The sequence below is a fragment of the Paraglaciecola sp. genome (genome assembly GCF_039964565.1).
Taxonomy (GTDB): domain Bacteria; phylum Pseudomonadota; class Gammaproteobacteria; order Enterobacterales; family Alteromonadaceae; genus Paraglaciecola.
On the sequence record NZ_JBDVXF010000020.1, the window covers coordinates 1 to 3048 of the forward strand.

General features: G+C 38.3%; 3 protein-coding genes and 1 pseudogene. 1 reads left to right on the forward strand and 3 read right to left on the reverse strand.

Features of this window, described 5'->3' with window-relative positions; genetic code table 11:
- Together ABJK37_RS08410 and ABJK37_RS08415 are read right to left on the reverse strand one after the other, a co-directional pair.
- Positions 1–218: pseudogene (locus ABJK37_RS08410) on the reverse strand (IS1182 family transposase); the annotation flags it as partial.
- A 227-nt stretch (positions 219–445) separates the two neighbouring features.
- The gene (locus tag ABJK37_RS08415; protein WP_348352022.1) at positions 446–673 is read right to left on the reverse strand and encodes a hypothetical protein; all 228 of its coding nucleotides are present in this window, start codon (positions 671–673) and stop codon (positions 446–448) included.
- Positions 674–1633: 960 nt separating this feature from the next.
- On the opposite strand from ABJK37_RS08415, the gene ABJK37_RS08420 reads away from it, so the two are divergent.
- Complete coding sequence (locus tag ABJK37_RS08420; RefSeq protein ID WP_348352024.1) at positions 1634–1789, forward strand: phage integrase N-terminal SAM-like domain-containing protein; 156 nt, start codon at positions 1634–1636, stop codon at positions 1787–1789.
- A gap of 4 nt (positions 1790–1793) precedes the next feature.
- Here ABJK37_RS08420 and ABJK37_RS08425 read toward each other — a convergent pair whose 3' ends face one another.
- Entirely contained in the window at positions 1794–2987 is a 1194-nt protein-coding gene (locus ABJK37_RS08425; RefSeq protein ID WP_348352026.1) for an IS4 family transposase, read from the reverse strand.
- Positions 2988–3048: the final 61 nt, after the last annotated feature.

Below are 3048 nucleotides of genomic sequence, written 5' to 3' on the forward strand. Positions count from 1 at the left end.
GAATAAGCAAACAAGATAATCTTTAACAACGCCGCTGGGTCGTAAGCAGGACGGCCCGTGTCATCATTTTTGTACTTAGGATAGAACACTGATAAATCCAACTTCGAATCAATTAAATGATGGATAGCATATTCAAACGTACCTGCTTGAAGTTGGTCTAGGTAATTAATTACCACCATTGAATTTTGCTGATAATTTAGAGGGATAAAACGTGGCATCACCAAGGCTCCTTCCGCCTAATTGATAATACCTATTGGATCACAAACCATGATCTGAGGGAAGAATTAATTGCACAAAAAACAAACAAAAAAGAGACTTTTTCTACAGCCTCAACGCTTAACATATGGGGCAATTACTTGCTGGCTATACTGCGCGAAGCGCCAGCCAGTGAGTAATTGTCCCAGCGAGTTTACGAGCGAAATGATGTTTTTGTTATGTGCCATTGCTAAACAAAGACTGCAATTAAAACTATCGTTAGTGCAATGGAGACAACGCCAGTAATTATGCACATGGTTTCGCTATCTTCGCCTAATTTGGGATAATGACCTAAGGTAAGAATTTTAAGTGTGATATAACCATACCAATAGATTAAAAACTCCACCAAAGCGGTAATAACAAGCCACTTTAATCCTCTCAAAATTAGAAGTCCAAAACCTCCAACAACTTCTTCCATTGTCTAAAAACTCCTTGGAACATAACGCTTTGAATATGGGGCAAATATGAGCGCTTTGGCCGAAGGCCAGCGAGTATTTGTCCCAGTGAGTTTACGAACAACATAATTCATTTGTTAGTGTTCTTTACTTTTACTAGGAACTTCATAGCTCCGTAGTATACGAATGGTGATGCTACGTAAGCCAACAAAATCGCATCGAATAAAAAAAACCAAAATAATAAAACGGATTTTTCTTCTCCGCTACAAAGGTCACGCGATAAAACTTCAAAGCAGACACCATTTGGTGACGCCAATATATAAATAAGTACTGAAAAGAGGCCAAAGGCTATTAATAATCTTTTAAGCATCTTACCTTTAAGTTTTTTACTAGCCTTAACTCTCAGTTCAATTCTCCAAGAACACTAACGCTTCGAATATGCGGCGCGCGCTGTTTGCGCGTCGGCCATGATTTGTTTGTTAGCTGCCGCATTGCGTGCTGCTGTTTGAATTGATTGGTGAACTAACAAACTGTGACTACCTTGTTTAAATTTGGATGCTGCATTGTCCGTTGCCTTAAGTTTGCCAGTGTTTGATGATTAATATTGCCAGAACTTACCAGTTACGTGAACCTTTTTTACCGACTGTGACGAGCTAAAAAGCTAACCGCTTTGCACACCACTTGTAGGTAGCCAACTGAAAATACACATTGGCATGCTAACAATTTAATAGTGCGCTAACCGCGCATATTTCTATTTACAAGTCGCGCACTTTCTTAATTTTACTATTTTTAACAAATTTCATAACACATTGCTACCTAAAGAAAAATTCATTCATCTAGAAATTTTTTACTCTACAAAAGTGCGCGATTCGCGCATTTTCATAAATATGGGGGAAACTGCACTATACTGTATAAATAAACAGCTAGTGCAGATAGGTAAAATGAAAACTAAATCCCCATATATACAGTACATAGTTGACTATATGTTAACCAGACAATACTCCTTAAGAACGATTGAAACTTATTTAAAATGGATAACGTCATTTATTCATTTTCACCAAAAACGACATCCTACCTCGATGGGTGATAATGAGGTTGAATCGATAGGGTCAGAGACTGAGGGATCCCCACGAATTTAAGCATTTAAAAACTCGCTTGTGGTGCAGCAATTAATGCAGTTAGGTCATTAATTGCTGCATTCCAGTGCTTTTTTAATAGTTTAAGTTGTTTATCTTTATAAGCTCGTAATCCAATAAATTGATTAGATAATACATTACGTTTTTTAATCGAGTTTGCTTGATATCGTCGGTGCTTTCCTGATGACTTTACCGCTAAACCAAGTAAAAATAATAAGTATTGTGCAACTAATGCTACAAGTAGTAATACTTGTAGGCGTGGTGAATTTCGTGAGCCACACTTATTCATTTTCAATCCTGTTTTCAAATCTCTAAAGCTCTCTTCAATTTGCATTCGGGTGGCATATATTTTCACCACTCTTTTTGATAAATGACTTGTTTTATTTAAAGATGTAGCCAGTAACCATGGCTCTTTCTCTCGTTCTGCACAGGCTCTAGATTTCTTGTTTTTTCTGGCTCGCTCACCTGTCGCGGTTTTGTCTTTTCGTCCTTTGGATTTGCGCCATACCACTACCATTCTCGACTCAAAATACTTTTTCATACCTTGCAGGTACGCTCCTAAATCTTTAGGTCGCAAGGAACCTAATTCATAGAGTGACTTGACCGGAAGCCAGGTAGTATCTCGTTTCTTTTTACAAAACGTTTTGTTTCTTACTCTGCCAACAAAATCCCAGCCAAGTGACTCTACCAGTGTAAACCAAGGGATCCTAAAGCCTGCATCTGTGACAATGATGGGTTTGACATTCTTAGGTAACATCGCCTTTAGCTTTTGCATAAATAATCGATGCGTTTTAGGCTTTTCTTTAAGACTCAAGGGGGGAATTTCTTCATAAAGCGTTAGTGAACGCCCTTGAGCGGCAATCGATGCGCGAATAAGAAAATGCTGCTTACGCGTATCCATGTCTGACCAATCAACATGAATAATTGGTTGTTTATTTGGGCCAACAATAGCAGTACACATTTGACTGTAAACGAGCGGGATTTCTTGCTGTAAATGAACATTAGCGCATAACCTGTCAACACGTTTAATGCGATGTTTTTCATAAGCTCGACTGTCAATGTTACGGCCTAGTCCAGTAACAGAAAGTACCCCACCGTTCATGGTGCTTTCAATGGTCGCCAATAAACTCAATCGACGAGTTTTGTGCATGTTTGGTGTGACATTGACCAAGTACTTTGATAAAAGTTGTCTTACATTCATAGTGTTTTCCGTGATTATTTTTGTTTGGCGATAGAATTGATCACCAAACACTATGAATGTT